Origin of the sequence: Streptomyces mutabilis, assembly GCF_046628145.1 — a bacterium.
Lineage (GTDB): Bacteria > Actinomycetota > Actinomycetes > Streptomycetales > Streptomycetaceae > Streptomyces > Streptomyces mutabilis.
In genome coordinates this window covers 7,760,148-7,782,276 of the sequence record NZ_CP176874.1, presented here as the reverse complement: position 1 = coordinate 7,782,276, position 22,129 = coordinate 7,760,148, and the positions used below count along the sequence as shown (strand labels likewise).

General features: G+C 68.8%; 20 protein-coding genes and 5 pseudogenes. 13 read left to right on the top strand and 12 right to left on the bottom strand.

What is annotated here, in order from left to right:
• Positions 1–181 precede the first annotated feature (181 nt).
• Genes ACLIN4_RS34980 through ACLIN4_RS34970 form a run of 3 tightly spaced genes read right to left on the bottom strand, consistent with a single transcriptional unit; the run spans position 182 to position 2,402 of the window.
• Positions 182–547 carry an antibiotic biosynthesis monooxygenase family protein gene (locus tag ACLIN4_RS34980; protein ID WP_289912972.1) on the bottom strand — a complete coding sequence of 122 codons (366 nt, stop codon included), beginning with the start codon at positions 545–547 and terminating at the stop codon, positions 182–184.
• On the bottom strand, positions 544–1,020 hold the full coding sequence (locus ACLIN4_RS34975) for a hypothetical protein (protein WP_289912970.1): 477 nt from the start codon (positions 1,018–1,020) through the stop codon (positions 544–546). The genes ACLIN4_RS34980 and ACLIN4_RS34975 overlap by 4 nt, the downstream gene beginning before the upstream one ends.
• On the bottom strand, positions 1,017–2,402 hold the full coding sequence (locus ACLIN4_RS34970; RefSeq protein WP_411576583.1) for an FAD-binding oxidoreductase: 1,386 nt from the start codon (positions 2,400–2,402) through the stop codon (positions 1,017–1,019). The genes ACLIN4_RS34975 and ACLIN4_RS34970 overlap by 4 nt, the downstream gene beginning before the upstream one ends.
• 77 nt (positions 2,403–2,479) lie before the next feature.
• Here ACLIN4_RS34970 and ACLIN4_RS34965 point away from each other — a divergent pair, with 77 nt between their 5' ends.
• Complete coding sequence (locus ACLIN4_RS34965; protein ID WP_289912966.1) at positions 2,480–3,445, top strand: helix-turn-helix transcriptional regulator; 966 nt, start codon at positions 2,480–2,482, stop codon at positions 3,443–3,445.
• A 504-nt stretch (positions 3,446–3,949) separates the two neighbouring features.
• Here ACLIN4_RS34965 and ACLIN4_RS34960 read toward each other — a convergent pair.
• The 3 genes and pseudogenes from ACLIN4_RS34960 to ACLIN4_RS34950 form a co-directional block, all read right to left on the bottom strand.
• The gene (locus ACLIN4_RS34960; protein WP_411576582.1) at positions 3,950–4,138 is read right to left on the bottom strand and encodes a hypothetical protein; all 189 of its coding nucleotides are present in this window, start codon (positions 4,136–4,138) and stop codon (positions 3,950–3,952) included.
• Between the two features lie 189 nt (positions 4,139–4,327).
• A complete protein-coding gene (locus ACLIN4_RS34955) occupies positions 4,328–4,777 on the bottom strand; it encodes an ATP-binding protein (protein ID WP_411576581.1) in 450 nt (149 codons plus the stop codon).
• Between the two features lie 638 nt (positions 4,778–5,415).
• Positions 5,416–5,550, bottom strand: a pseudogene (locus tag ACLIN4_RS34950) (site-specific integrase); the annotation flags it as partial.
• Between the two features lie 543 nt (positions 5,551–6,093).
• On the opposite strand from ACLIN4_RS34950, the gene ACLIN4_RS34945 reads away from it, so the two are divergent.
• The gene (locus ACLIN4_RS34945) at positions 6,094–6,564 is read left to right on the top strand and encodes an SMI1/KNR4 family protein (protein ID WP_289912964.1); all 471 of its coding nucleotides are present in this window, start codon (positions 6,094–6,096) and stop codon (positions 6,562–6,564) included.
• A gap of 162 nt (positions 6,565–6,726) precedes the next feature.
• Here the strand turns inward: ACLIN4_RS34945 and ACLIN4_RS34940 are convergent.
• A pseudogene (locus ACLIN4_RS34940) lies at positions 6,727–7,329 on the bottom strand (IS630 family transposase).
• Positions 7,260–7,793: pseudogene (locus ACLIN4_RS34935) on the bottom strand (winged helix-turn-helix domain-containing protein); the annotation flags it as partial. The pseudogenes ACLIN4_RS34935 and ACLIN4_RS34940, both read right to left, overlap by 70 nt.
• Before the next feature lie 104 nt (positions 7,794–7,897).
• Between ACLIN4_RS34935 and ACLIN4_RS34930 the strand changes: the two are divergent.
• Together ACLIN4_RS34930 and ACLIN4_RS34925 are read left to right on the top strand one after the other, a co-directional pair.
• Positions 7,898–8,353, top strand: a complete 456-nt coding sequence (locus ACLIN4_RS34930) for a hypothetical protein (RefSeq protein WP_289913019.1) — start codon at positions 7,898–7,900, stop codon at positions 8,351–8,353.
• Between the two features lie 18 nt (positions 8,354–8,371).
• Positions 8,372–9,140 (top strand): annotated as a pseudogene (locus ACLIN4_RS34925) (transposase family protein).
• Between the two features lie 56 nt (positions 9,141–9,196).
• On the opposite strand, the gene ACLIN4_RS34920 reads toward ACLIN4_RS34925, so the two are convergent.
• On the bottom strand, positions 9,197–9,511 hold the full coding sequence (locus tag ACLIN4_RS34920) for an AzlD domain-containing protein (protein WP_289912959.1): 315 nt from the start codon (positions 9,509–9,511) through the stop codon (positions 9,197–9,199).
• Positions 9,508–10,275, bottom strand: a complete 768-nt coding sequence (locus tag ACLIN4_RS34915) for an AzlC family ABC transporter permease (protein ID WP_411576580.1) — start codon at positions 10,273–10,275, stop codon at positions 9,508–9,510. Before ACLIN4_RS34915 ends, ACLIN4_RS34920 begins: the two co-directional genes overlap by 4 nt.
• A 105-nt stretch (positions 10,276–10,380) precedes the next feature.
• Between ACLIN4_RS34915 and ACLIN4_RS34910 the strand changes: the two genes are divergently transcribed.
• Positions 10,381–10,965, top strand: a complete 585-nt coding sequence (locus ACLIN4_RS34910) for a helix-turn-helix domain-containing protein (protein WP_307651549.1) — start codon at positions 10,381–10,383, stop codon at positions 10,963–10,965.
• A gap of 120 nt (positions 10,966–11,085) precedes the next feature.
• Here the strand turns inward: ACLIN4_RS34910 and ACLIN4_RS34905 are convergent.
• Positions 11,086–12,167: pseudogene (locus ACLIN4_RS34905) on the bottom strand (IS701 family transposase); the annotation flags it as partial.
• A 416-nt stretch (positions 12,168–12,583) separates the two neighbouring features.
• On the opposite strand from ACLIN4_RS34905, the gene ACLIN4_RS34900 reads away from it, so the two are divergent.
• The 5 genes from ACLIN4_RS34900 (at position 12,584) to ACLIN4_RS34880 (ending at position 16,858) form a co-directional block, all read left to right on the top strand.
• A complete protein-coding gene (locus ACLIN4_RS34900; protein ID WP_307651550.1) occupies positions 12,584–13,162 on the top strand; it encodes a TetR/AcrR family transcriptional regulator in 579 nt (192 codons plus the stop codon).
• Between the two features lie 136 nt (positions 13,163–13,298).
• Positions 13,299–14,180 (top strand): alpha/beta fold hydrolase, encoded by an 882-nt coding sequence (locus ACLIN4_RS34895; RefSeq protein ID WP_382020209.1) that lies wholly within the window; start codon positions 13,299–13,301, stop codon positions 14,178–14,180.
• Between the two features lie 706 nt (positions 14,181–14,886).
• Complete coding sequence (locus tag ACLIN4_RS34890) at positions 14,887–15,447, top strand: IS5 family transposase (RefSeq protein ID WP_411576579.1); 561 nt, start codon at positions 14,887–14,889, stop codon at positions 15,445–15,447.
• On the top strand, positions 15,444–15,869 hold the full coding sequence (locus tag ACLIN4_RS34885; RefSeq protein WP_411576578.1) for a MarR family winged helix-turn-helix transcriptional regulator: 426 nt from the start codon (positions 15,444–15,446) through the stop codon (positions 15,867–15,869). The genes ACLIN4_RS34890 and ACLIN4_RS34885 overlap by 4 nt, the downstream gene beginning before the upstream one ends.
• 98 nt (positions 15,870–15,967) lie before the next feature.
• Positions 15,968–16,858: an NmrA/HSCARG family protein gene (locus tag ACLIN4_RS34880; protein WP_382088792.1), complete on the top strand. Its 891-nt coding sequence runs from the start codon at positions 15,968–15,970 to the stop codon at positions 16,856–16,858.
• 2,130 nt (positions 16,859–18,988) lie between these two features.
• On the opposite strand, the gene ACLIN4_RS34875 is transcribed toward ACLIN4_RS34880, so the two are convergent.
• On the bottom strand, positions 18,989–19,849 hold the full coding sequence (locus ACLIN4_RS34875) for an enoyl-CoA hydratase/isomerase family protein (protein ID WP_107477361.1): 861 nt from the start codon (positions 19,847–19,849) through the stop codon (positions 18,989–18,991).
• Positions 19,850–19,999: 150 nt separating this feature from the next.
• Between ACLIN4_RS34875 and ACLIN4_RS34870 the strand changes: the two genes are divergently transcribed.
• The 3 genes from ACLIN4_RS34870 to ACLIN4_RS34860 all read left to right on the top strand — a co-directional run bounded on the left by ACLIN4_RS34870 (position 20,000) and on the right by ACLIN4_RS34860 (position 22,128).
• A complete protein-coding gene (locus ACLIN4_RS34870) occupies positions 20,000–20,617 on the top strand; it encodes a TetR/AcrR family transcriptional regulator (protein WP_107477360.1) in 618 nt (205 codons plus the stop codon).
• Positions 20,618–21,008: 391 nt separating this feature from the next.
• Positions 21,009–21,767, top strand: coding sequence for a class I SAM-dependent methyltransferase (locus tag ACLIN4_RS34865; protein WP_107477358.1), 759 nt, complete (start codon positions 21,009–21,011; stop codon positions 21,765–21,767).
• A 55-nt stretch (positions 21,768–21,822) separates the two neighbouring features.
• On the top strand, positions 21,823–22,128 hold the full coding sequence (locus ACLIN4_RS34860) for a barstar family protein (protein ID WP_107477370.1): 306 nt from the start codon (positions 21,823–21,825) through the stop codon (positions 22,126–22,128).
• Position 22,129: the final 1 nt, after the last annotated feature.

Sequence of the window (22,129 nt, the reverse complement as noted above, 5' to 3'; positions counted from 1 at the left end):
TCGCCACCGGATACAGAAAGGACCGCCACTTCCTACGAAACGGCGGTCACGCTCGCAGCATTTCTGCTCTGGGCAAGATCCGCTTGAAGACGGACCCTGGACCCCCTCAGCGGGCAGTGAGGGTGGTGGGGGCTCGACCTGAGTGGCATCGCAATTGGGCTGGCTGAACGAGTACTGCTTGTTACGGCTCACCGCGGTCTTCGGAGAACTCCGCGGCGACGTCGTACAGTCCCCGGCTGGATGTGACCGGCACCCGCGAGTCCTGCTGTACGGCTCGAGTACGCTCGCGGAATTCGGGGTCCGCCGTGCCCGCCTCCCACGCCTCCCTGCTGGCCCAGTGAGACACGTTGACGAGCTGGAACCGGGTCGTCGGGCGGTGGGCACGGTGCAGCCGGGAGTCGATGAAGCCGGGCTTGGTGCTCATGAGAGCGGCACGCTGTTCCCACTCGGTGATGAACGCGTCGAGGTGATCAGCGGATATCTCGAAGACGTTGATGAAGGTCACGGCGGTGCCCGGCACGTTGGCGGGCCGGTTGTGAGTGGTCACAGGGAACCCCAGGGGCGAGCAGGGCGTCGGGTCCTGGCGCGCAGTGCGGCGAATTGGACGATGGAGAGCAGCGAGACGGGCACGGCCTGCAGGGTGATCCACACCGTTCCGACGGTGGTGGTGTCCCACCAGTCGAGGGCGAGTGAGGCGATGCTCGCCGCCACCCACGCCGCCCCGATCACGATCACGGACAGCACGCACGCGGACGGTGGACGGGTACGAAGGGCCAGAAGCGCGACGCCCGTGCCGATCGTCAGCATCAGGCCGCCGACGGTGATCACCAGCGTGTCACCGACCCCGAGGAGCCGGGCGAGAGGCACGCGGGCAACAAGGTAGGCCAGCCCGAAGAGGATCATCCCGGTTGCGTCCAGGGCGAGGATGCGACGGAGCCGGGCATCCACCGGCGGGCGAGACAGTGCCCTGGTGCCGGCGCGGATGACGGTGTCATCGAGGTGTCCTGGAGTCGGCGTCATGCGCCGGTACCCGGCGCGATGTTGTAGTTGAGCCGGAAGGTGTTTCCTGGGTCGTACGCAGCCTTCAGCTCGGTCAGTCGCTCATGGTCGTCCGGGGTGTAGGCGGTGCGGGTCCGTTCCTGGTCGGCTGCGGCGCCGTGGCCCATGAAGTTGAGGAACCGGCCGGCGGTCCAAGGATCCAGCTCCTCGAACAGATGCCGGAGGAACGCGAACGCGTGCGCATCGGCCGCCGAGTCGTTCGCCAGAGGCACGAGGACCGCCAGCATGAAGGGCGCGTCGCGCCGGCCGACGGCGTTCGGGTGCGCGGGCCGACGGGACAGGGCGCCGCCCAGGTGGCGCACTTCCACGATCGCGGGCGGCGCCGCCTCGTCGCTGATGTGCTTGAGGAGCGTACGGACCGTTCCCCCGTCGGGATCCGCCAGGAAGGCGTTGTCGGCGGCCCACGGCATCGGGACCGGAGGGTCGTCGTGGATGTCGGCGTTGTGCTCGTAGGGCATGTCACGCAGGTTCTCCAGCAGCCGGGGGCCGAGCCGGCGGAGCGGTTCGACCAGACGGGTGCCGTCCTCGGCGGAGCCGGTGAAGGCGATCCGCACATGCCAGACGCGGCGTCCTCGCATCGGTCCTGGAACCTGCGGATCATCCGGGAAGGGGATCAGTGCCACCGACGAGTTCATCTCGTCCGGCACCGTGGTGGTCCAACCCGCGTACGCCTCCAGGAGGCCGGGCACCTGCTCGGCGTCGTAGAAGAGGCCGCCGCCGTAGAGCCGGACCACCGGGACCAGGCCGAACTCCATGCCCGTGACGATGCCGAAGTTGTCCCGTCCGCCCAGCAGGGCCCAGTACAGGTCCGGCTCGGCCTCGGGGGTCACATGGCGCCGCTCGCCGTCGGCGGTCACCACGTCCATGGCCAGTACCCGGTCGGCCGCCCAGCCATGGGTGCGTCCGAGCAGCGGGAGACCGCCGCCCAAGGTGTAGGAGACGACGCCCACGTGCGGGGCGGAGCCGTTCAGCGGCGCGAGTCCGTGCCGCGCCGCCTCGGGAACGAGCTGCTCGAAGCGAACGCCGGCCTCGACGTACGCGCTTCGCGCGGCCGGGTCGACACGGACCGTGGTCATGCGCCGGGTGGTGACGAGCAGACCACCCTCGGCGGGCACCGAGAAGCCGTGCCCGGTGTTCTGCACGGCGACCGGCAGGCCACGTGCGACGGCGAAGGCGACGGCCGCCGCCACGTCGTCGGGCCGCGCGGCCCCCACGATCACCTCCGGACGGTGCCGCGCGGCCAGGTTGAATCCCGTGCGTTCCTCGTCGTAACCCTCCTGACCGGGCAACAGCACGGGCCCTTTGCAACGGGCGGCCAGGAAATCGAAGTCGGTGCGTTCCACAGTCCTGCTCCTTCGTCGGTGTCAGCGGGAGCAATCGTGCGACGCGTATATGACACCTGCCGTCATATTCTGCAGGGGTGAAATTCAACCGCCTTCTCTCGATCGTGCTGCTGCTCCAGCACCGTGGCCTGGTCCCGGCGAAGGAGCTGGCCGAGCGCCTGGAGGTGTCACAACGCACCATCTACCGCGACATCGAAGCACTGTCGTCGGCCGGTGTTCCGGTGTACGCGGAGCGCGGCAAGGACGGGGGCATCGGGCTACTCCCCGGCTTCCGCACCGACGTCACCGGCCTGACGACCGACGAGGCGCGCGCACTGTTCGTGCTGGCGTCCCAAAGCGCACACGCGGCGCTCGGCCTGGACCACGCCCTCGGCTCCGCGTTGCGCAAGGTGATGGCCGCACTGCCCGCACCCCACCGCCCGGCGGCCGAACTGACCAGCCGCCGCATCCTGGTCGACCCGGAGCGCTGGCATGCCGCACCCCGCTCCGACACGGACCTGGAGGCGCTGTACGCCGCGGTCCTCAGCGACCGCCGGCTGCACATCCGCTACCGCCACAGCGGCCGTAGCACGCTGCACGACTACACCGTCGACCCGTACGGCCTGGTGGCAAAAGCCGGTACCTGGTACTTGATCGCCGACCATCGAAGCAGGCCCCGGCTCTTCCGCACCGATCGGCTGACGCAGGTCCGCGTCCTCGAGACCGCAGCAAAACGTCGCCCAGGTGTGGAGCTGGCCCAGGTCTGGCACGCCCTGCGACGCGGGGTGGAGGACCGCACGACCGGCGTCCGGGTCACCGTGCGGCTGCGCCGCGAGCGGCTGGACATGGTGACCCGAATCGCCGGCAGCTACTTCACCGGAGCACCCGCCGCCGAGGCGGACACCGACGAGTGGCTGCGAGTGGAGGTGACCTACCCCGTGGTCGAAGCGGTCCGCCACCTGCTGCAATTCGGCACCGACATCCAGATCCTCGGCCCTCCCGAGGCCCGTGCGGAGATGGCACGTGCCGTCACCGAGTTGACCGGGCTCTACGGCGAACCATGACCGTCGACTTCACCAGCCCCACCGCGACGCGGCGTCCGCCACCACGGTGCCAGACGACGAAGCGATCGGAACGGGTGCACGCGCACGGCGGACCTGGACGCGCCGATATCGCCGGTAGACAGGCTGCCCGCCGCCGGCTGGGCTGTCGAGCGTGCCTGGGCCAAGCGCCTCGTTTACAGGGCGCACCGGCGCACATCCCGGACCTCATCGCCGAGTCGGCCGGGGACCGACGACCGCGGTTTCGTCTCACACTGCCGGATGGTCTTCGAACTGCTCGTGAGGACGGTGGGCGCTTTCCGGGCATCCGCCGGTGGAACGGAGGTTCGTTCCCTCGGGGCACAGCCGCCCCCAGCCAGCAATGCCCGCTGCCGTTCAGTGAGGAACGACGCAGCCCGGCGGCAAACCATCGCGGCCCCACCTGGCGCGCTCCCCGTCCGGGGTACGTCGCCCTCGCGGAGGGCGAGGCGTACGGACCGGCGGATGTCTGCGGCCTGCGTAGCGCCGTCACCGCAGGTAGCGCCGTAGTGTCCGCCACTCCCCCGGGTCAAGGCTGTGTGGCGGCTTCGCCGTCGGGGTGGGAGCCAGGATCTGGTCGAGTCCGACCAGCCGCAGCACGCGCAGGATGTGGCCGGGGACTGCGGCGAGTGCTACGTCGGCCTGGGCGGTGTGAGCGTGGTGGCGAGCGGCGATCATGGCGGTAATACCGCTGGAGTCGCAGAACTCAAGGCCGACTCGAGTCGGCGTACGCGCCAGCGTCGCGGTACCGGTGGGAACGGCCTCGGTGGTGCTACCGCTTTCATGACGGCCTTTCACCCGGTCGCCGGGGCCGAAGCCGTGGCGAGCGCCGAGCCGGGAGAAGTGCTGGTCGTGGTGGCCGTCGTGTCACAGGGCGGGCTGCGGCAGGAGCATCTCAGCGGTGACCTGTTTGCCGTCGTCGCGGGGGCTGGTGTGGAAGTGGCTGCACAGGCGGGTGATGAGGTGGAGGCCGTGTCCGCCGATGCGGTGGGGGTCGGGCACGCGCAGCCGCGGTGATGCCCTCGAGGTGTCGCGGACGGTGACGCGCAAGCGAGCGGGGGTGGTGAGCACTTCGAGGAGCAGGCCACCGGGTCCGGGTGCGTGTCGCAGGGCGTTGGTGACGAGTTCGCTGACGACGATCTGGGTGTCCTGGCTGATCTGGTGGTGCGGGGGGTTCCCTGCCCGGGCCAGAAGGGTGCGTACCGCGTTGCGGGCGTCGGCGATGGAGGTGCCGTCGGCGGCCCATACCGCACCGTAACGTAGGACGGCTGCCGGATGGTGCTCATCCGTTGTCTGCTGCCTCAGCGGGATGACCATGGTGATTCCTGTGCGATGGTGGAGTGCCGGTCACTGATCGTTTCGGTTGGCCGTCCTTCGTTTACCCACGGTGTCCGTGCTCATGGGACGCGGCCGGGCCGGGCGTGCCGTGCTGTGGCCCCGATGCCGTTGACCCGGGTGCGCGGCCCGCGTCCTTGATCGTGAAGTGTTCGAGTGTGCCGCTGGCCTCTAGGAGTCGGCGGACCAGCAGCTCCTGGAGCGGGCCGATCAGGACGACTCGCGGCCACCGACGCGGTCGCGGCGCAGGGCGTCCCGGAGGGCGTTGAGATGCATGCTGTCGGCGAAGGTGAGACCTGGGACAGGTCCACGGCGGTATTCGGGCGCGAACGCGAGGTCGACGACCAGCGTCCGCACTGGCCCGTCCGTCTCCGGGCCGTCGGACTCGCGCAGTCGCACCGCGTTTGAGCAGCCGGGCCGCCTCAGCGTCGCCGGGGGAACTTCCAGCCGTTCTGGCGCAGCTTGTAGAGAACGAACACTCCGCAGAGCGCCCACACCCCTAGAAAGGCCCACTTGAACCACGGGGGGCCGTCCCAGCGCTCTGCCAGGTGAACCGATGCCGCGTAGTAAGAGGTCATTACATGCGCATGCCCGGCTGTTCGGGCAGGAACACCCGATACTATTGCTTTCCTCGTACACTCCTGACTCGACGGCATCAGGTGCGCGTACACCCGCAGCCTCAGCCCGGGGTCGGCGCGTCCCAGGGACTCACTCCCGGCCTTGATGCTCTCGTCGGCGTCCGGGAGCGCCGAGGCGTCTGCCGCACTGTAGCCGGAGACCTCGGTGTTCCTGCATGAGTTCCCCGTCTTCACCACAACCTGACCGAACTCCCCAACGCGTCCCGACCGCTCCGGCCTGGCGCCCCGCCTCCACCCGGACCACCGCGTCGGCTGGATGCCCACACGGCGCCCCGTAAGTACCCGCTTCGGCTCCTTGGCGCATTGTTGAGGCGGCTCAGGCATCGAACCGAACGTGTTACTGCGGTTGAACTCGTGGTGTCGTACTGCTGATTCAGTCAGGGCGGATGGCCAGGCCGGTCTCGGCTAGACCTGGAACAGCAGGGGGCGTTACGCGGATGCTGACACCACCGCGGTCTCGAACCTTATTTGCATTGCCGGCCGCGGTTGGAAGAACCTGGGCACCGATATCGACAGTCGTACGGGTACCAACGTTCCGCTACCAGGGGAGCCGTGAGGGCCGTCCACCCAGCCAGCAAGTGAAGGGAACCCTGTATGTCTCACCCAGTTGTCGCCCGTCTGCGCGAGCTGCTCCCGCCGCCCAGCTCTGGCGGCGACACGGTGGACTGGGAACAGATCGAGCGGACGACGGGCCTGGCGTTCCCGGCCGACTACCGTGAGCTCGTGGAGTTGTACGGCGGCGGCGAGATCGACGAGTACCTGTCTGTGAGCACGCCGCCGGTGCCTGGCTCGCCGTACGGGGATCTTCTGGACAGAGGCGAACCCGCCCTCTCTGAACGGGATCGCGAGGAGTTGGGAGCCCTCCTGCCGGGAGGGGCACTGCCGCCGCTGCTGTCCTTCGCAGACTCGGCAAGCAGCGATGTCGCGTTTTGGCTGCGCGAGGGCGCTCCCGACGACTGGCGGGCGGCTGTCTTCCGGAGGCAGACATTGCACGGGACGAGCCACTGGACCGTGTTCGACGGCGGAGTGGCAGCTTTGTGCGTGGCGGCTCTGACCGGCGACGTGCACCCGTTCAGCGAACAGCTCTCAATGAGCGGAGGGCATGAGTTCGTGAGCTGGCGCGGCGTTTAGCGGCCAGCAAGTCACCTGGTCCTTGGCGGCGTTCCGACGTCAGCGAGCCGACCCCGGATGGGACTCCTCGTCCTGCCGGCAGCAGCCGGAGGGCTAGTCTTCTGAGTCAGGAATTCTGTTTAGGTATCACTGCGGTTGGACTCGGGATTTCGTGCCGCTGTTTCAGTCAGGGCGGATGGCCAGGCCGGTCTCAGCGAGACAGCCGTCGATGAGGTGGCTGCGGTACTGGATGTGCCGTAGGCCGCGTCGGATGCGCTGGTCGAGGTGTTCTGGGGTACTGAAGGCGACGTTGGAGAGCCAGCCGCGTCGCAGGAGGGATCAGATCCCTTCGACGGGATTGAGGTCAGGTGCGTAGGGCGGTAGGTAGTAGATGGTCAGCCAGTCCCGGGCTTCGGCGAACTTCCGCAGTCCGGCGGCCTTGTGGACGTTGAGGTTGTCCCAGACGAGCACGATCGGACCGCCGAGTTGCTGGTGGGCGGCGATCAGCAGGTCCCGGTAATCTCGCCAGGAGAAGCTCTTGCGGCCGTAACGGTTGCCGTCATCGCGGCGAGGCCGGTAGATCAGCCTTGAGCGGTGGCCGGTTTTGTAGCAGGTCAGCGCGGCTATGGAAATCCGTCTGCGAGAGCGGCCACGGACCCGGACCACCGGGGTGCGGCCGCGTGGCGACCATGTCTTTGCGTGCGGCGGTGTCGTGGAGAAGCCTGCTTCGTCCTCGAAGACGAGCCAGGCTCCACGGGCCGCCGCGAGCCTTCCGCGCAGGGCCACACCTCCCGGGTCCACCCCGCGACAGCATCGTCGACCCGCTCCATCGCTCTGCGGGCCGGCACCTGGCAGGACCAGCCGTTACGCACCAACAGCTTCCGCACACCCTGGATCGTGTACGTGAGGTGAAAGCGCCGGCCGATCACCGTCTTGACCCGGGCTAGCGTCCAGCGCTGGTCCTCCCAGCCATGCGCGGCCGGCCCTTTGGCCAGCTCCGCCTCCAGCTGCGTGAACTGCTGATCGCTCAGCCTCGGCAGCGACGCCGGCCCCTGTGATCGCAAGGACCGCGGGCCGCCCTCGGCCCACGCGTGACGCCATCGCTGGACCGAGCGCACACTGACCCGCAGATCTCTGGCGATCGCGGTACTGCCCTCGCCCAGGGCGAACCGCTCCGCCGCCTTGAGTCGTAACCTCTCGCGGAACTGCTGCCGTTCGGCGGTCAGCCCGCCCCCTTGTGGATACCGCATGCCCTCGGTGATATCGCAGCCAACGATCAGCTGTCACTCCCTACGACACCACGAGTTCAACTGCAGTAGCGGCGGGACGGTCCCATTAGAGTGAGCTCGTGGACATGCGCAGGATTGTCGCGGTGCTGGCCGAGGAAGCTGAACAGCTGATTCGGGACCAAGTGTGGAAACTGACGCCGAAGGACCACGCACTCGCTCGGAAAACCGCGGCCGGCCTGCGAGAAGCGGTGGGCCCGCCCGACGTTCAGGAGGCCTTGCCCCCGATCGACCGTTTGGAACACCTGCGGGAGACGCTCGCTGTCCTGGCCATCTCCCTTGCGCGCACGCACGGCCGCCTGGCCTGGTTCCTCTCCGGCGCTCTCAACGCGCTCGAACCGGTTCTACGCTGGCGTGCCCTGCCGTCTGACCTTGGCGGCAGCTTCGGTACCGTCCTCCCGAGTCCCGAGGAATACACAGAAGCGGAGGATGCCGTCCGCCGACTCCACGACGCCCTCGCGGACATCACCACCACGCCCGTAGACGGTGCAATTCACCCTAAAGGGTGTTGCAGAAGGCCGTGATCTGGGCGTATTCGGTGTATGGCTGGGGTGTTGAGGGCCGAGCGGGTGTGGGTGGAGACGTTCACGGGGTTGCGGGTCGATCAGTTCGGTCGGTTGCTGAGGGCGGTCCGGGAGCGTGGTGGCGAGGGGTGTGGGCGGGGTCGTCCGTGGCGGCTGCGCTGGCGGAGCGGGTGCTGCTGGTGGCGGTGTACTACCGCACGAACCTCACGATGCGGCAGCTCGCGCCGCTGTTCGGTGTCTCACCGGCTACCGTGTGCGGGTCATCCAGCGGCTCGGTCCGCTGCTCGCGCTCGAGCCGGCCCGTGCCTCCCAGGACGCCGCCGAGCGGTTGTGGATCGTCGACGGCACGCTGATCCCGGTCCGCGACCGCAAGGTCGGCGCGTCGTCACGGAATTACCGGTTCTCGGCGGATGTGCAGGTCATCGTAGACGCGGAGACCCGCTTGGTGGTGGCGACCGCCCGTCCGGTGCCCGGCAATACGGCGGACGCGAAAGCCTGGCGGGACTCCGGCCTGGCCGAGCACTGCGAAGGCGTGACGGTCCTCGGCGACGGCGCCTACATCAACACCGGCCTGATCGTCCCGCACCGCAAACGCCCCGGACGCCCGCTACTCAAGGGCGAGGAAGAGGACAACGCGCAGCATCGCAAGGTCCGCGCCCGCGTCGAGCACACCTTCTCCCGCATGAAGAACTACAAGATCCTCCGCGACTGCCGGCAACGCGGCGACGGCCTCCACCACGCCGTCCAAGCCGTCGCCCGCATGCACAACCTCGCCCTCGCCGCATGATCACACACGCCCGAGCACCGCTCCGACCTGCCTGATCACGGCCTTCTGCAACACCCTTAGGAGATTCCCGCCAGGCGCAGCAGCGCTGTCGCCGTTGCCGCGCCGACGACGACCACCACGAACGGCGCCTTGCGCCAGGCGAGGATGCCGCCGAAGAGGACGCCCGCGGGTCGCGCCCAGCCCGCGGAGCCCTGGCCCTCGGTCAGCGCGCCCGTGGCGAGCAGGGCGACGAGGAGCACGGTGGCCCCCACGGTGAGCAGTTCCTGGACACGGGCGGGCAGTTCCACGCGCCCGTGCAGCACGGGTCCGGCCAGGCGGAAGGCGTACGTGCCCGCGGCGAGGACGAGGACGCAGGCGAGTGTGGCGTTCACGAGGCGCTCCCGGGGGCGGTGGTGCGGGGACGGCGGGGGCCGCGGCGGGCGGCGAGCAGGCCGAGCAGGGCGAGGAGAACCGGCACCCCGGCGGGCAGCAGCGGGGCGGCGGCGACCGCGATGACCGCGCCGGCGGCCGCTGCCCGCCGTGCCGCGCTGTCGGCGCGCAGCGCGGGCAGGACCAGGGCGAGAAGGATCGCAGGGAACGCCGCGTCGAGCCCGAACTTGTCGGTGTCGCCGAGCGCCGTGCCGACGAGGGCGCCCGCGAGGACGCTGACGTTCCACGCCAGGAACAGGCCGATGCCGGATATCCAGAACGCGGCCTTGCGTGCCCTGCCCTCGTCCTGGGCGAGCACGAAGGCGGCCGTCTCGTCGGTGATGAGGTGCGCGCCGATCAGCCGTGCCGCCCAGGAGCGGCCGAGGTCGTCGGCGAGGGCCAGGCTGAACGCGGCGGTACGGGAGTTGAGGAGCAGCCCGGTCGCCGCCGCGGCCACGGGGCCGCCGCCCGCGGTGAGCAGTCCGACCGCGCTGAACTGGGCGGAGCCCGCGTACACGAGCAGCGACATGAGGACGGGGACCCAGAGGGGGAGCCCGCCCGCGACGGCGATCGCGCCGAAGGAGACGCCGACGATGGCGTCGGCGAGCCAGACCAGGGCGATGTCGCGCAGGACGCCGGGCGGGAGGTCGGAGAGGTGGACGAGGGAGGCGCCGGGCGCGCGCGTCGTTCTGTTTGGCGGATGGTTTGTTCGGTGTGGCGAACGCATGCATCGTAGGATGGGCAGTGCGGGGTGCGTTCGTCAAGGCGAACGAAATGGCCTTGTACAGCGAACGATGTGCGAAACGAACGTCTTCGATCAGGAGCGAAAGCGATGTCCAACGGCACCGGCCCCGGTGGCGCCCAGCCGTCCCGCATGCCCCGCGAGTGGGTCGCCGCGGCGCTGCGCCGCGAGCGCGCGCAGGCCGGGATCTCCCTCTCCGAGCTGGCCAAGCGCGCGGGGATCGCGAAGTCCACCCTCTCGCAGCTTGAGGCGGCCACCGGTAATCCCGGCATCGAGACGATCTGGGCGCTCGCCGTGGCGCTCGGGGTGCCGTTCAGCGTCCTGGTGGAGTCGCCCGCGCCCGCCGTGACGGTGATCAGGGCGGGCGAGGGCCCGACCATGCACGCGGAGAACTCCTCGTACGCCGGCACCCTGCTCTCCGCGGGGCCGGCCGGGGTGCGGCGGGACATCTACCACGGGGCGCTGGAGCCGGGCGCCCCGCGCGAGTCGGACCCGCACATCCCGGGCTCGATGGAACACCTGGTCATCAGCACCGGCCGCCTGCTCGCGGGCCCGCGGGGCGAGGCGGTGGAGCTGGGCCCCGGTGACTACATGTCGTACCGGGGTGACGTGCCGCACTCCTACGAGGCCCTTGAGCCGGGCACGACGTTCGTGATGGTCATGCAGCACGTCTAGTAGTGCTTCGTTAGGTTCTGGGTCTGATTCTGCGTGTGGTGAGTGGTCGGCCGCAGGTGGTGCAGGTGCCGGTCCAGCACCTCAGCAGGTCCTGAAGGACGTAGAGGACCTGGTAGAGGGTCAGGCCGGCATGTGGGCTTTTGGGTCGAGCCGCCGGAGGGTGAGGAAGGCCTGGGCGGCGGTGACAAGGGTGACGTGGTGGTGCCAGCCGCGCCAGGTGCGGCCTTCGAAGTGGTCCAGGCCCAGGCCGTGCTTGAGCTCGCGGTAGTCGTGCTCGATCCGCCAGCGCATCTTGGCCCACCGCACCAGGTCGGTGACCGGTGTGGTGACGGGCAGGTTCGATATCCAGTAGCCCGTCGGAGCGTCCTGCCCGTCCGGCCATTCGACCAGGAGTGTCCGGGCGGGCAGGACGCCGTCCCACCGGTTGCGGCCGCCGCCCGCCTCCTGGGCTGCGGCCAGGGACTGCTTGCCCGCGGGCCGCGCTGTCAGTACCGCGAACCGTGAGGTCATCACGCCCTTGCTGCCGCGGCGCCAGGTCACCTCGGTGAACCGGCCGTCACCGGCCTCCGACACGAGGACCGAGACGGCATGCGGCGGGGTGCGGTATCGAGGCAGCGTCGGCGGACCGAGCCCGCCATAGTCGGGCTGGTGCGGCAGGGCATTCTCCGGGTGAGCGACTTCTCTCCCGGTCAACGCCAGGACATAGGCCAGCCCTCGCTCCTCGAGACCGAGCCGGAACGGGGTGCTGACACCGTAGCCGGCATCGGCGACCACGACCGGCGCCTTCAACTGCCAGCCGGTGAGTGTGTCCAGCAGGCCGAGCGCCAGACGCCACTTCTCCTGGTGGGTGACGTGATCGGGCACTCCCGCCTTGCGGCATCGGTCCGGCTCGTCCGTCCACTCACGCGGCAGATACAACTCCCAGTTCAGCGGGCAGGACGCGGTGTCGGTGGCGGCATGGACGCTGACCGCGACCGGGCAGTTCGCCCGTTTCCCGACCGTCCGCAGTACTGACGGGCCACACCCACCGACGCGGTTCCGCACTTGGGGAACGACACGTCGTCGACCACCCAGACCTCGGGCGTGACCACTTCGGTCAGCCGCTGGGCGATCCGCTGCCTGACGGGAAGCGGGTCCCACGGTGACTGGTTCACGAACTGCTGCAGGGCCTGCATGTTCCCGTCCGGCAGCCGCTCGAGCAGATAGGCATGGAGGGCGCGCGCGTTGCGCGGTGCCGGTCGCTCCACCAAGTCCCCCCAGAAGACGGCCCCCGCGTTCGCCATGCCGCCGCCCAGCGCCTCGTCTTCAGCCGTCATGAGGATCACGCTATCGCCGGATCGACCTCGTGCGGGCCGGGCTGCACACGACGTGGGCCAGCGCTGAAGAGACCTGCCGGTGCGAAACGACTGAGCCGCCAACGGTCGTGCATGACTGACTTGGACCCAGACAGCAGCGCGACCGGACGCCGGGCCCCGCCTGGGCCCTGGTCGTGCCGTCGGCCGTTGCCGGTCGTCCACCGGTAGGCGAGCGCAGCCCCACCGAAGCCGACCCACCAGCGCACCGCCGGCCCCGCTCCCACTTTCTTGATCGATCGCTCCAGATAAGTTACCGTAGAGCCATGGCAAGGACCCGGGAGTTCGACACCGAGGCGGCGGTGAGCCGCGCGATGGAGCTGTTCTGGACACGCGGCTATGAGGCGACCTCGGTGCGCGATCTGACCCAGCACCTGGGGATCGGACAGGGGTCCTTGTATGCGGCGTTCGGCGACAAGGACGGCCTGTACAGAGCCGCGTTGGAGCGCTACCGCACCACCCTCGCTGCCGCCGCCCTGCGCAGTCTGGAGGAGGGGGCGGACGCCCGCACGGCGATCCGTACGCTGCTGACGGAGCGGATCCGCATCGCCGTCGGGCACGGTGGCCAAGGCTGTCTGGCCGTCAACGCCGTCTGCGAGCGGCTGCCTCAGGACGCGGCGACCCGCCGCACCGTGCGCGACATGCAGGACGCGAGCCGGGAGGCGTTGACCGAGGTGCTGCAGGCCGCGATGGAGCGGGGCGAGATCGCGGCGCGGCACACCCCACACGCGGTCGCCGCGTTCCTGGTCACCTTCCTCAACGGGCTGCTGGTCTCCTCGAAGATCACGCCGGACGCCTCCGCACTCGAACCCCTCGTGGACGTCGCGCTGACCGCTCTCGACTGAGGGGTCCGCGACCTCGGCCCGGCGTTGCCCGTACCCCGAATCCGTAACGATCGATCAAGAAAATGGGCATCCGCCCCCGCCGCGGCGACAGCGTTCCCCCGGCACCGACCCATCCAGGACAGGAAGCACCCACGTCATGATGTACGACCACACCGCGACACCCCTGCGCTCGGGACGTGCCGCCGTCAACGGCACGAGTCTGCACTACCGGACGGCCGGGTCCGGCCCCGCCGTGGTGCTGCTGCACGGCGTGCCCAAGACCAGCTACCACTGGCGTCACCTTGTCCCGAAGCTGACGCCCCATTACACCGTCGTCGCACCCGACCTCCGCGGCCTCGGCGACTCCGCCCGCCCCGCGGACGGCTACGACTCCGCGACGATGAGCGACGACATCGCCGAGCTGATGACCCACCTCGGACACGAGACGTACGCCGTGATCGGCGAGGACTGGGGCGCGGTGATCGGTTACCAGCTCGCCGCCCGCCACCGCGACCACGTCCACGCTCTCGTGTTCGCGGAGGCCCTGGCCCCCGGCTTCGGCTTCGAGGACCACACCGCCCTCACCCCTGAGAACGTCTCCAGCGGTATGCACCTGTGGCATCTGGGCTTCTATTTCCAGCCGGACGTACCCGAGATGCTGATCGCCGGGCATGAGCGCGAGCTGGTCACCTACATGATCAAGTCCGAGCGCAGCCACCCCGACACCGCCACCCCCGAGGCGGTCGACGAGTACGTGCGCTGTTACTCCATGCCTGGCGGCATCCGCGCGATGCTCTCGATTTACCGGGCGATGCTCGTCGACGCCGAACAGAACCGGCAGGCCGCACAGAAGAAACTGAACATCCCGGTCCTGGCCCTTGGCGGATCCGCGTTCATCGGTGACCGCAACGAGTCCCAGATGCGGCTCATGGCCCACGACGTCACCGGGCACGTCTTCGACGCCGGACACGACCTCGCCGAGGAAGTACCCGACGAGATGGCCGACGTAATCCTGCCGTTCCTGGCCGGGAACTCGTAGAGCGGGCCGGGCCGCGCTGCCGGCCGTCCAACGCGGACGGGCTGAGCCGGCCCGGTCCTCGGAAGGCCGGCGGTTACGGCACCTTCGTCCAACGGCGAACGGAGTGGAGACCGAGGGCAGCCCCGGGTCTTCGAAGATCCTCCACATAGCTGGGGCCTGGATCGGGAACCGGCGCAGCCGGGCAGCAGCACTGAGCGAAGAGCGGGTGGAGTTCCTGCCTGCCATCAGCATGCGATGGTCGTGAGCCTGGACTCGGCGCAGGGAGCGAAGTCGACCACCGTGCGGCACCGCTCACAGGCACCCATGCGGCGCCCCGGATCACCGAGTGCTCTGCGGCACCGCTGCATCTCGCCCGCCGTGGCGTACGAGAACGCGGTTGCGGACGAGGAGGGCTCTCGAGTGGCGTTCTTCGATGTGGCCGCCGGGGCGGTCCCTTCGGTACAAGGCGGGGGATGACACTGTCCAGGAAGCGGGTGGCGTGGCGTTCGTCGGAGCGGGCCGTGGCCAGGGATGTACCCAAGAGCGCCGAGACTGACTCGTGGGTGAAGCCACGGAGGCGGCGCGGCAGCATGCCCACCGCGACTTCCACCACCGGGCTTTTCGTGCGTCCATGCCTGAGCCAGAACGCTGCGGTACGACGTTGGCGTTCATTGCGAAGCACTAGGCCATTTATCCGGATCAGCCGGTCGTTGGTCTGGGTGTGCCGTTGACTGATGCGCAGTGGGCGCGGATCGAGCCGTTGCTCCCGGAGGGGACGCCGAAGCGGGGTGGCCGCTGGCGGGACCATCGTGAGGTGATCGACGCGATCGCCTACAAGTTCCAGACCGGCACCCAGTGGGTGCACCTGCCGGAGAAGTACGGCAACTGGCGGGGCGTCTATAGCCGGCTGCGGATGTGGGCCGTCGACGGCACCTGGGTGCGGGTGTTCACCGCCCTGGTGCCCCAGGCCGAGGCGGACGAGGACCTGAGCTGGGCCGTATCGGTGGACTCCACCGTCGTGCGCGCTCGCCAGCACGCGGCCGGGGCCCCCGACAAGGGGCCGCGGCTGGCGAGCCGGACGACCAAGTCATCGGCCGGTCCCGCGGCGGGACTGACCACGAAGATCCACCTCGCGGCCGGCGGCCGGTGCCGGCCGCCGGCGTTCGTCCTCACCGCCGGCCAGGCCGGCGACACACCCGCCTTCGCGGATGTCATGGCCCGCCTGCGTGTTCCCCGCCGGCCCGCGGCCAGTATGCTGTTCGTCATCGAGCCGGGGAGGTCCGTGTGAACTATGGCGACAAGCTCTTCTGGCTCTCGGTTGTGATTCAACGCAAGTACGCGCAGATCTGCGCCGAGTTCGACCTGACCCCCTCGCAGGCCACGCTGCTCTGCGCAGTCAGGGACGAGCCGCGGCAGATGGCCGACCTCGCCGCGTCGTTGGGGATGACCAAGAACGCATTGAGTCAGTTGGTCGATCGCACCGCGCGGCGTGAGTTGGTCGACCGGGCAAGCTCGAAGCAGGACCGACGGGTCGTCATGCTCAGCGTGACACCCACGGGGAAGGTGCTCGCCGAGGCCGTTTACGCCGAGGTCGCCAAGCGCCTGCCCGAGATTGCGAGGGACCTTGACGCTGACGACCAGCGCGACTTCGAGCGAGTGACCACCGCCATTGTGGACACCTCGGACCTCTCTTCGCCCGCCTCGAACTGACCCATCACATGGCGAGGTCTCGCCACACCCATGCCTTGACAATGTTCATGTCGTGAACTAATTTCGTTCATGCCATGAACCAGTGAAGGGTGGCAGCGATGAGCACTCAGAAGACCGGCACGATCGCAGTCTTCGGCGCGACGGGGCAGCAGGGCGGGGCGGTGGTCGACGCGCTGCTGGACCACAAGGCGCGGGTGCGGGCTTTGGTCCGCGACCCGCAGCCCGACCGGGCTCAGGCGCTGGCCGCCCGCGGCGTCGAGCTGGCGGCCGTCCGGGCCGACGACCCGGCGTCGCTGGCCGGCGCGCTGGCGGCGGTCGAGGGGTTCTACTTCATGACCCCGGAGGCGAACAGTCTCGAAGAGGTCGAGGCGGAGATCCGCATCGGTACCGCGCTCGTCGACGCGGCGGCCGAGGCGGGCGTCCCGCACGTCGTGTTCAACTCGGTCTTCGGAGCGGACCGGGAGCGGGGTGTGCCGCAGCACGACTCGAAGCACGCGATCGAGGAGCACCTGAGGAAGTCCGGCCTCAGGGCCTCGATGGTTCGCGCGACCGCCTTCATGGAGAACTTCACGAGCGTGCTGGCACCGAGCCTGGAGCACGGGGAGATCATGCTGAGGATGCCACTGCCGGAGGACGTCCCTCTGAAGATGATCTCGGTCAGGGACATCGGCCGGGTCGCCGCCGCGCTCCTGCTCGACATCGCCCAGGCGCCCGGCGGAGCCGTCGAGCTCGTGGGTGACGAGCTGACGGGCCCCCAGATCGCCGCGGCGTTCGGCGCGCGCGCCGGGCTCCCGGCACGGTACGAGGCCCTCCCGGTGAGCGTGCTTCCCAACGACCTCGACAGGGTAATGTTCCGCGAGTTCGCGAAGGCGGCGGAACACCCTGCGGACCCCGCGGTGGTGCGCTCGATCGAGCCGGCCACCCTGGACCTGGTCGAGTGGATCCGAACCACCGGCTGGACCGCGCCCACGAACGCGGCTGGTTCCTGAACCTCCGGCCGCGACGAACGCCCGCGATCCTGCCGCCCGCGGGGCCGCCGCGCCGGCGTCTGGACCCGTACAGCGGATGGCCGGAACAGGCTTGACCGTGCCGGCCATCCGCAACGGTGCCCGGCGCGTCTCCGACCGCCGCTGAGGCATAGTTTCCGTCTGACCAGAGCAGATCGACTTCATTGACACATGGTCGTCCACCTCATGTCTCGCCGAATCTGATCCACCGCAGCGCCGCTCGGCATGGATCGGATTCAGTGAGAGCTCACGCTGGGTCACCGGCGACGAGGTCTACGGCGGTGACCCTCACCTGAGTGCCGAGCTGGAGAGGCGTCAGACTCACCCCGCTGACGTGCAGCGAGATCCGACGCCTTTTCGCGGCATGCACCACCCCGCCGCCCCGCAGCCTCGCGCACCGAATCCGCTGGCCGGACTGGCGCCGGCGACACCGAGCCCGCGCCCGCGCCCGCCACCACCGGTGACGGGCCGCCCAACAACCCTGACCACGAGCTACAGCCGGAGCACCAGACGGCAGGACCGCCGAAGCGGCCCTGCGCCCGCTGGTTCAGGGAGAGCGATCCCGACATCACCTTCTGTCGGCAGTGACGAATGACCGGGACGGCTATGGAAGCCTGCACGTCCGGGGCCGCCCTCAGCTCGTGGTCTTGATCCAGTTCAGGATCTGGGTGTTCGTCTCGGGCGCGTTCTTGCCGCCGGTGACCAGGAGGGCGGGCACCTTGATGGCGCGGGAGGAGGACTTGCCGGGCGGAAGAGAGTGGTCTCAGAGTCTGCTGCGGTGCTGACACCCTTGAGGCGTTTGTCAGCCTTGATGACGGCAGAGCTACTGGGCGTCGGCCCGGGGGTCTTCCTCACCAGCGAGACACTTGTGACAGGGTACTTCACCGTCACACCGGAGGCACGCGGCCAACGGGGGGCTGAGGTCATCATCAGGGAACTGGCCGTGAGGAACGAGCCACAGCTCGCGTGTACGGCGGCAGGAATGCCGTCTCCCAGCGTCTCCCCCAGCCGCTGAAAAGGGAGAAGTCACGCTTTGCCTGTGTGCCCCGGTTGGCGAGTTGAGCGTCACCCGGTCCTCACCCGTGTGCTCGGCTGGTGTGGTGCCGGCACGTCCGCATCGCCGCCAGACGGGCGACCGCCTGCCGGGCAGCCGGTGAGCGACTTGGCTCCTGCGGTCCAGCCGACGCGGCGCACCACGGCGATGTGCCCTTCCTCGTGGGCCTGTCCGTCGTTCCAGTCGTCGGGTGGCGCCATGAGGGCACGGAGGTCCTGGTCGATCAGCCACTCCAGTCCGAGGACCTAGCGGCCGAGGTGGTGCTCGATGAGCGAAGGGCGGTGCCGGTCTCCAGGCGGAGGAGCAGGAGCCGCCGTCGTACTCGCCGGACCCCATGGCGAGCAGAGCGATGGCCGGATGGAAGGCCATCGCGTTCACGGGATGCGTCTTCGTTTCGTCGTCCTCGTGCGTGCCGACCACGGCGACCAGGCCTCTCCGCTTGTCCGCCGGCCAGATCCCGGGGTAGCCAGACGACGGCGGCGCACGGGAGTCGGTCGCCGATGACGCCGGAGGGTGGCGGCGCGCGGCACGCACGACGTAGGTGTTCACGCTCAGGCCGGCCTCGGACGCGGCGGCCCGGATCGAGGGGGCGATGTCGTCCGGAACGCGCAGGGTCATCGTGGTGACGGACATGGCGGTCACTGATGCGTCGGCGGTGGCAGCCAAGTGGATGGTCCGGGCGGTATTCCGGCCGCTCGGGCAGCAGGACCGCGAATTGGTCCCAGAGCGGCTCGGTCAGCCATGATGGAGCGCAGGCACAGGTCTCCTCGGTGATCACAGAGCGTCAGTAACTTTATGATCAACGGGACCTGTGCCCGCTCGGCTACCCACCTTCCCAACCGCCCCTATTCGCGCGGCCGAACAGCGTCGTCAAACTTACGGCTGCTTGCGCCATCCATTCCCCTGCCCGCCGTTTCCGGCGCTGCAGCCGGTCGTGTTCCCGACAGGCTCGGCGAACCGGGGTGGTCGGCCTGACCACTCGACAACGCGCGTACCGGCGATGGCTGAGGAACTCTTCCCGCGGAGTCTGCGCGTACGGGTGGCGAGAGCTTCGGTGCTCAGATGCTGTTGGCGATGCGCTCGTGGTCCCGTTCGCCCTCGCGGGTCTGGATACCAGCGGCGAGCAGCTTGTGGGCGAGCTCGGTGACCTCATCGCCGAACGCGGCGAACAGGCCCTTGTTCTCAACGGCGTATGCCTCACGCGGAATCGGCTGCGCGACCGCGTCGACCGCAGCCTTCGTGATAGAGATCACCCCCGGCCGGAGGCCGGCGATCCGTCGGGCGAGGGTGTCGACGAAGGAATCGAGTTCTTCGGCGGGCAGGGCACGGTTGATCAGGCCGTACCGTTCCGCCAGCTCCGCGCCCACGAGCTCGGCGCCGAGGATGAGCTCCAGCGCGCGTGCCCTTCCTGCCAAGCGCGTCATGTTCACTGTGCCGCCGCCTCCAGGGAGTATCCCCATCAAGGACTCTGGCTGCCCCTGCCCCGACTTGCCGATCGCCGCGAATCGCATGTCCAGGGACATGAAGAACTCGTTGCCCGCGCCGCGCGCGAAGCCCGCCAGCTTGCCGATGGTGACCTGCGGCAGCGAGCGGACCTCCTCGCTCATCGCCTGGAGGATGTTCAGGCCTTCCGGGACGATCGAGCCCGGCGCGGCCGCGATCGCGGCGCGAGTGGCTGCAGGCAGCGCGTCAGGGTCGGTGAGGTAGGCCATGTCACCGTGCGCAACGAAGAACTCCGGGTCAGCACTCTCGAAGACAATGACGCGGACGTCGGCGTCGTCCCGCACACGCGCGACGAATGCCCGGAGTGACGGCACGAGGACTGCGTCCATCAAATTGAGCGGCGGGTGATCGATCATCACCGTCGCGACCCCGTCCGAGACGTCGATCGTCAGGGCGGGAAGGTCTTCGTAGCTCATGAGGTGGCTCCATATCGCGGTAAGGGACGGCTCATGACCGGGCCGTCAGTTGGGGCAACGTGTATCTCAGTATCGCGCTTGACACTGAGTATCAGATTAGAAACACGCAACCGAAGAAGCAAGCGAGTGTTCCGGAGTACACTCGTCCCCATGAGCGCAGCGCCAATCGGTACCCGTGAGATCAGCCGCCACGCGGTGCGAGCAGAGCTGGCCCGCGTCGCGTTCAACCGGTTCTGCCTCACCGGCTTCAACCAGGTCACCTTCGCCGACCTCTCCAAAGCCGCCGGAGTGTCGCGGAGCACCTTCCTGCGCTACTTCGGCACCAAGGAAGACGTGGTCCTGTTCGTCTTCGACCCCGTCGGTGACGTCATCACCGACGCACTCGATGCCGAGCAGGCCGACCAGGACGACTGGAGCAGGCTGCGCAACGCCCTGGAGTCAGCCGTGACGTTCCTCGTGCGCGACGTCCAGGAACTCGTGACGATCCTCGACCTCATCGAGCAGACCCCAGCCCTGTGCGCACGCCTCCGCGAGAAGCAGGCTGAATGGCGACCAAAGATCGTCGCCCGACTGCAGAAGACAACCTCCGCGACCGACGGGTCATCGGTCATCGCCAACGTACGCGTAGCGGCGGCGCTCGAAATCTTGTGGATCGTCCTCGGGCAATGGAGTGCGAGCGACGGCCAGGAGGACCTCGGCAACCTGCTTGACGTCGCGTTCGCCGCCTTCTCGACCCCGGCACGCCAGCAGACGGACACTCCGCTGTAAGGGTTGAGGCGGCGGCTTCCTCGGCGGTGCCGAAGCGGCTGAAAGGTGATCGCCCCGGCGGCAGTGATCGCGTCGTCGGAGTCGAGCCCCGGCCGCAAGTGCAGGAGTCGGCTGTCGATCCGGCCGAAGCGGACGATGTCCACTCGCAGCTGTGCGGGGACGCCGAGGCCCCCACAGCGCCTAGAGCGTGTCTCTTTGATCGGTTGGAGTGAGGACTTGCGTCGGTGCGGCGTGTCGCGGTTTCCCACGAAATCCTGTGGAGTCTCGGCCGCCGGAAGTGGTTGGGTCCTGCTCAATGCTTCGCTGACACGGCCCGGCACAGTGCGAAGCGCAAGGTCCGAATCGCAGGTGCGCTCTAGCCCGCGTGTCGTCGAGTGATGGAGGTATCGCAGTGGCTGGTTATGGGGCGCTTTCCGACGTATACGAGTGGCTGATCGGGGACGACAGGTTGCCCCCCGCCAAGGCAGCCGCGGTCTATTGCAGCGACGCCGTGGGCTCTCTGCCGCCCAACGCGCGCGTCCTCGACTGCGCGTGTGGAACCGGCCAGCTCGCCATCGGCCTCGCGAGTCTTGGCCTTGACGTGGTCGCCGCAGACGCCAGTGATGGAATGATTCACCGGACCGAGAAGGCCGCCGACGAGCAGGGTGTCTCGCTTCGAGCCCTCCGCGCGAGCTGGGACGAGCTGCCTGACCACCTGGAAGACTCCACGTTCGATCTGGTGTTCTGCGTCGGCAACTCGCTCGGGCACGCCGAGGGCGCAGCCGGGCGCCTGAGCGCACTGGAAGCGATGTCGCGGCTGCTGAATCCGGGCGGACGCCTCGTGCTCCACTCACGCAACTGGGAGCTCGTGCGCTCCGCCGGCTCCCGGGTAGACGTCCGCAATCGACTCATCCGCCGAAACGACCGCGATGCGGTCGTCAGCTACTACTGGCAGATCGAGCCTCGCTGGGAGCAGGAACACTTCCTCGAGATCGTGGTCGCGCAGATCGAGCCGGATGGGGCAGTGCGAACCTGCTCGGAGCGGTTGTCCATCTGGCCCTACCGGTACGAGGACCTCGTGGCGCAGTTGCGGAGCGTTGGGCTCACGGTGCAGTCCACCACCTTCGACCCTGAGAGTGATGGATACATGGTGGTCGCCAGCCGCGACTAGGGACTGTCTCGATGACCCGTTCTCGGCAGGTTGAGGGGGTGGTTACTCTGCTGTGGTGCCGAAGAAGACGGAAACGGAGCTGGAGGTAGACCTACGAGGTCGGTCGATCGAGACCCTCGATGACTTCTGGGACGCCGTCGCCGAGCCCTGCGGGCTGCCGGAGTGGTTTGGCCGGAACACCGAAGCTTGGCGCGACACCATCCAGACACGAGGCATCTCCGATGTCATCGACAGCTACGACGTCTTGGGCGTCCACGTGGACAAGCGCGGAGTCTTCGCTGCCCGGAATCGTGAAGCTCGCGCCCTGCGGAGCGCGTTCTCGGGGCGGCGGTCGCGGCTGATCGTGCACGAACCATCCTGAT